This window comes from Micromonospora sp. NPDC023814, from assembly GCF_040639595.1.
In the GTDB taxonomy this organism is placed as follows: domain Bacteria; phylum Actinomycetota; class Actinomycetes; order Mycobacteriales; family Micromonosporaceae; genus Micromonospora.
Genome location: NZ_JBFAAF010000061.1, coordinates 39,929 through 45,930, shown reverse-complemented (window position 1 = coordinate 45,930; position 6,002 = coordinate 39,929). Strand labels below are relative to the sequence as shown.

Below are 6,002 nucleotides of genomic sequence, written 5' to 3'. Positions count from 1 at the left end.
CGATGGCGCCGCCGGTGAAGGCGAGGCCGGCAGCGGTCAGGGCGGCCTTACGGATCAGATCGGTACGCATGATGAAGCACCTTTCGATCGGGGGTGTGCGGCGCGCACGGGGGGACGGCGTGCCGCGAGAGGGGGATGTCAGAACGGATCGCTCCGGCGGCGGGGCCTGCTCGGGCGTCCGGGGTGTCTCAACGACCCGGGCCGGCAGTGCATTCCACCGGTCGTTCGGGCCGTCGCGGCGCGGGGGAGTGCCGCGGGTATGCCATGTTCAACGACCCCGTCCGGCCGACGATTCCGCCGCCGGGGTGGCGCCGGCCACGGGACGGGCCGCACGCGATGGCGACATCCGGGGCATATCGGGCGGCATGAACCGGACATGCGGCACACGTGGCGCAGGTCGTCGGCGTCGCCGAATGGTCGTCGACAGCCGCCCGACAGGACGCGGGGCGCAGTCGGGGCCGCCGCCCGTCAGGACATCGGGGCGCAGCCGGGGCCGCCGCGCCGGCGGGCCCGCCACCATTGCGGTTGGCGGGCCCGCCGGGGGGGTGCGACGTCAGGCGGACGGGGCGGGCGCCCCTTCGGGGCCGGGCTGGGCGGGGATCACCGCCGGAGACGCGGCCGGAGCCGGCTGCTCCGCCGGCCAGGGCACCTCCGGGTCGGGGTGGAAGGCGATGCCGGCGGTGGACCAGCGCGGGCCGTGCCCGGCCAGCCGGTCGCGGAACCCGGCCCAGTCGTGCGCCGTCCGCGGGGACCAGCCCAGCTCGGCGATCGCGGGCAGCCTGGGGAAGAACATGAACTCGACCTCGGCCCGCGAGGTGACCGACTCGGTCCACAGCGGCGCCTCCACCCCGAGCACCGCGTCGGCGGGGACGCCGGCCACGTGGGCGGCGGGGTCCCAGTCGTACGCCCGGCGGACGTCGATCAGGCCCGCCCAGTCGTGCCCGATGGGGGTGTCGGGGGCGTACTTCATGTCGAGGTAGGCGTGGTTGCCGGGGGAGAGGATCAGCCGGGCGCCCCGGCGGACGGCGTCCGCGGTGACCGGGTCCTCGCCCGTCGTCCCCCACCACTGGAGCACCCGCCCGTCGGCGTGCCCGGCGGGCGCGATCTGGTGCCAGCCGACCACCGTCTTGCCGGTGTCGGCGACGATCCGCTGGACGCGCTCGACGAAGGCGGCGTACGCGTCGGGGAGTACCTTGAACGCCTCGTCGCCGCCGATGTGCAGCCACGGCCCGGGGGTGAGCGCGGCGATCTCGCCGAGCACGTCGGTGACGAACTCGTACGTCCGCTCGCTGGCCGGGTCGACGTAGCTGAAGCCGACCTCGGTGCCGGTGTACGGCGGCGGCGCGACCCGGTCCGGCGCCAGTTCCCCGTACGCGGTCAGCGCCGCGTGGGTGTGCCCCGGCAGGTCGATCTCCGGCACCACGGTGATGTGCCGCTGCGCCGCGTAGGCCACGATCCGGCGGTAGTCGTCGCGCGTGTAGTGCCCGCCGGGGCCGTCGCCCACCTCGAACGCCCCGCCGACCGTCGCCAGCCGGGGCCACGAGTCGACCGCGATCCGCCAGCCCTGGTCGTCGGTGAGGTGCAGGTGCAGGTGGTTGAGCTTGTAGCGGGCCAGGTGGTCGATCACCCGGAGCACGTCCGGCACGCCGAAGAAGTGCCGGGCCACGTCGAGCATCGCCCCCCGGTAGGCGAACCGGGGGCGGTCGGTGATCGAACCGCCCGGCAGCGCCCAGCGCTCGGCGACCGGCGTGGGGCTCTCGATCGCCGCCGGCAGGAGCTGCCGCAGCGTCTGCGCGCCGAAGAAGAGCCCGGCCGGGGTGGCGGCCTCGATGCGTACCCCGTCGGGGGTCACGTCGAGCCGGTAGCCCTCCGCGCCGAGGTCGGCGGCGTCGACCAGCGTCAGCGCGATGCCGCCGGCCGGCTCCGGCCGGGTGGCGTCGGCGACCGGCAGCGGGTAGCCGGTGGCCGGCCGGAGCAGGGCGGCGAGCTGCTCGCCGACGGCCCGGACGGCGTCGTCGGCGCTCACCCGGACGGCCGATTCGGCGGTGAGGACGAAGTCGGCGGCCGGGTCGGGCGCGACCAGCTCGGGGGCGGGCACCACGTCGCCCAGCCGGACCGGGGTGGGCGGGGCGAGCAGGTCGCCGGCGGCCCGGGCCGCCGCCCGGGCCAGCTCGGCGGCGGCGGGCGCGTGGGCCGGCAGGTCGAGGTGCCCGGGCGCCCGGTCGTCCGGCCCGATGGCGGACGGGTCGAGCGGCTCCGAGGCGGTGGGAACGGATGGCACGGCGATGGCTCCCGGGGGTGTATTCGCGGCTGTTATGGCAAAGGTGAGGTTCACCGAAATGCGTGCCGTCAAGAGTACGAGGGGGAGGCCGAAGTTGCGTGATCGTGCGCATGGAAGCGTTCCCAAAAACCGGTACGAACGCGGATAGTCGTGATGGCTGTGCCTATTGTCACCGAACGGCCCCGGGCCACGCGATGTTCGCTTAGCCTTCGCCCACCAGCCGGCATGGCATCGGGATTACCGGTGGTCCGCCCCGGGGTATGGAGCAACTGAACCTTCGTTAAGTGTCGGACCGGCGCGCGTGGGAGGCTCTGGTGGCAGCGCAAGAGACGGTGGAACACAAGTACGTCTACGACTTCGCCGAGGGCAACAAGGACCTGAAGGACCTGCTCGGCGGCAAGGGGGCCAACCTGGCCGAGATGACCAACCTCGGCCTGCCGGTCCCGCCGGGCTTCACCATCACCACCGAGGCCTGCAAGGCGTACCTCGCCACCGGTGAGGAGCCCGACGGGCTGGCCGACCAGATCGCCGCGCACCTGGCGTCGCTGGAGCAGGCGATGGGCAAGCGCCTCGGCGACCCGCGGGACCCGCTGCTCGTCTCCGTCCGCTCCGGGGCCAAGTTCTCCATGCCGGGCATGATGGAGACCGTCCTCAACGTCGGCCTCAACGACCGCAGCGTGGTCGGGCTGAGCGCCCAGGCGGACGGGAACGACCGCTTCGCCTGGGACTCGTACCGACGCCTGATCCAGATGTTCGGCAAGACCGTCTGCGAGGTGCCGGGCGAGGAGTTCGAGCACGCGCTGGACGACGCCAAGCGTGCCAAGGGCACCCAGAACGACCTCGACCTCGACGCGGACGACCTGCGCGGGCTGGTCGACGCGTACAAGAGGATCTTCCTCAAGCACACCGGCCGGGAGTTCCCGCAGGAGCCGCGCGAGCAGCTCGACCTGGCCATCCGCGCGGTCTTCGAGTCGTGGAACGCCGAGCGCGCGGTGGTCTACCGGCGGCAGGAGCGGATCCCGGCCGACCTCGGCACCGCGGTCAACGTGGTGGCCATGGTCTTCGGCAACCTCGGCTCGGACTCCGGCACCGGCGTCGCGTTCACCCGCGACCCCGCCAGCGGCGCGCAGGGCATCTACGGCGACTACCTGGCCAACGCCCAGGGCGAGGACGTGGTCGCCGGCATCCGCAACACCGTGCCGTTGCAGGAGCTGGAGAAGCTCGACAAGAAGTCCTACGACGAGCTGCTCAGCTACATGGCCCGGCTGGAGGGCCACTACAAGGACCTCTGCGACATCGAGTTCACCATCGAGCGCGGCAAGCTCTGGATGCTCCAGACCCGGGTCGGCAAGCGCACCGCCGCGGCTGCCTTCGTCATCGCCGGACAACTGGTCGACGAGGGCCTGATCGACCTCGACGAGGCGCTGCACCGGGTCAACGGCGCGCAGCTCGCCCAGCTGATGTTCCCGCGCTTCCAGCTCGACCACGAGTTCCAGCCGGTCGCCAAGGGCATCGGCGCCTCCCCGGGCGCGGCGGTGGGCAAGGTCGTCTTCACCTCCGCCCGCGCGGTCGAGTTGGCCGCCGAGGGAGCGGACGTGATCCTGGTCCGCCGGGAGACCAACCCGGACGACCTGAACGGCATGATCGCCGCCAAGGGCATCCTCACCTCGCGGGGCGGCAAGACCAGCCACGCCGCCGTGGTGGCCCGGGGCATGGGCAAGACCTGCGTCTCCGGCGCGGACGAGCTGGACATCAACATCCCGCAGCGGAAGTTCACGGTCGCCGGGCAGACCGTCACCGAGGGCGACGTCGTCTCCATCGACGGCACCACCGGCAAGGTCTACCTCGGCGAGGTGCCGGTCATGCCGTCGGAGGTCGTGCAGTACTTCGAGGGCAGCCTCGACCCGGAGCACATCGACAACGCCCTGGTCCGGGCCGTACACCGGATCATGTCGCACGCCGACGCCAAGCGGCGGCTGACCGTCCGCACGAACGCCGACACCGGCGCGGACGCCGCCCGGGCCCGGCGGTTCGGCGCGGAGGGCATCGGCCTCTGCCGGACCGAGCACATGTTCCTCGGCGACCGTCGTGAGCTGGTCGAGCGGCTGATCCTGGCCCGCACCGACGACGAGCGGGACGAGGCGCTCGCCGCGCTGCTGCCGTTGCAGCGGGACGACTTCGTGGAGATCTTCCGGGAGATGGACGGACTGCCGGTCACCGTCCGGCTGATCGACCCGCCGCTGCACGAGTTCCTGCCGCCGCTGGAACAGCTCGCGGTCAACGTCGCGGTCGCCCAGGAGCGCGGCGAGGACGTGGCCAAGGAGGAAGCGCTGCTCGCCGCCGTCCGGCGGATGCACGAGGAGAACCCGATGCTGGGCCTGCGTGGGGTCCGCCTCGGCCTGGTCATCCCCGGACTCTTCGCGATGCAGGTCCGGGCGATCGTCGAGGCGGCGGTCGCGTGTGCCCAGCGTGGCGGCGACCCCCGGCCGGAGATCATGGTCCCGCTGGTCGGCGCGGTGCAGGAGCTGGAGACGGTACGCGCCGAGGCGGAGAAGATCATCGAGGAGGTGACCCGGGAGAAGGCGGTCGACGTGCTGATCGGCACCATGATCGAGGTGCCGCGGGCGGCGCTGACCGCCGGGCAGATCGCCGAGGCGGCGCAGTTCTTCTCCTTCGGCACCAACGACCTGACCCAGATGGCGTGGGGCTTCTCCCGGGACGACGTGGAGGGCGCGTTCTTCTGGCGCTACCTGGAGCTGGGCATCTTCGGTATCTCCCCGTTCGAGTCGATCGACCGGGACGGCGTGGGCCGGCTGGTCCGGATCGCGGCGGAGGAGGGCCGGGCGGCCCGGCCGGAGCTGAAGCTCGGCGTCTGCGGCGAGCACGGCGGCGACCCCGACTCGGTGCACTTCTTCCACGAGGTGGGCCTGGACTATGTGTCCTGCTCGCCCTTCCGGGTGCCCGTCGCCCGGCTCGAGGCCGGCCGCGCCGCGGTGGAGACGGACGGCTCCGACAGCCGCTGAGGTCGGGAGTTCGGCAGATCGGCGGCGGGCCCGGGGGAGCGGGTCCGCCGCCGCTGCCGGGCGGGTGCGACCGCATCGTCGGTCGACTCCCGCGTGGCTCAGATCGGTGGGCGGCGCCAGGTGTGGTGGACGGCGCGCCGGGGCAGGGCACCCCCGGAGGTGCGGGGCGCGAGCGGGGCGTGCGCCTCCGGCACCGGCGTCACCCCGACCGGCCGGCGGGTGTCCAGCACCGAGCCGGTGCGCCGGGCCACCGCCCGGGCGTCGGCGTGCAGCGCCTCCAGGTCGGCGGCACCGTCGGCGACCAGCGTCAGCAGGGCGTTGCGCCCGGCCGGGTAGGTGACCACCGCGCCGGACGCGGTGCGGAGCACCGATTCCCGGAACTCCCCCTGCCGCACGGTGTCGGCCACCCGGTGGCCGAGGCCGAAACTCGCCGCCGCGAGCGCCGCCAGGTGTGTGGCGTCCGTCGCCGGCAGGTCGCTGGAGATCAGCAGGCCGTCGGTGCCGGCCAGCACCGTGCCCGCCACCTCGGGGCGGCGTCGGCGCAGCCCCTGCAACTCCGTTCCCATCATCGTGTCCGCGTCCACGGGTGTCACTCCCACCGTCGGGCCCTCAGTCTGGTCACGTTCCGCTCCGGGAACGCTACCGCCGGCCATGCCGGACCGAGGTCCCGTAACGGTCGGCGATCGGCCGACAACTCT

At 73.3% G+C, this 6,002-nt stretch carries 3 protein-coding genes; 1 reads left to right on the top strand and 2 read right to left on the bottom strand.

Features of this window, described 5'->3' with window-relative positions:
- Nucleotides 1–553 precede the first annotated feature (553 nt).
- Entirely contained in the window at nucleotides 554–2,236 is a 1,683-nt protein-coding gene (locus AB0G14_RS26645; RefSeq protein WP_357701872.1) for a beta-N-acetylhexosaminidase, read from the bottom strand.
- 359 nt (nucleotides 2,237–2,595) lie between these two features.
- On the opposite strand from AB0G14_RS26645, the gene ppdK reads away from it, so the two are divergent.
- Nucleotides 2,596–5,304 carry a pyruvate, phosphate dikinase gene (gene ppdK / locus AB0G14_RS26640; RefSeq protein ID WP_357701864.1) on the top strand — a complete coding sequence of 903 codons (2,709 nt, stop codon included), beginning with the start codon at nucleotides 2,596–2,598 and terminating at the stop codon, nucleotides 5,302–5,304.
- A 98-nt stretch (nucleotides 5,305–5,402) separates the two neighbouring features.
- On the opposite strand, the gene AB0G14_RS26635 is transcribed toward ppdK, so the two are convergent.
- Nucleotides 5,403–5,888, bottom strand: a complete 486-nt coding sequence (locus tag AB0G14_RS26635) for a roadblock/LC7 domain-containing protein (protein WP_357701862.1) — start codon at nucleotides 5,886–5,888, stop codon at nucleotides 5,403–5,405.
- Nucleotides 5,889–6,002: the final 114 nt, after the last annotated feature.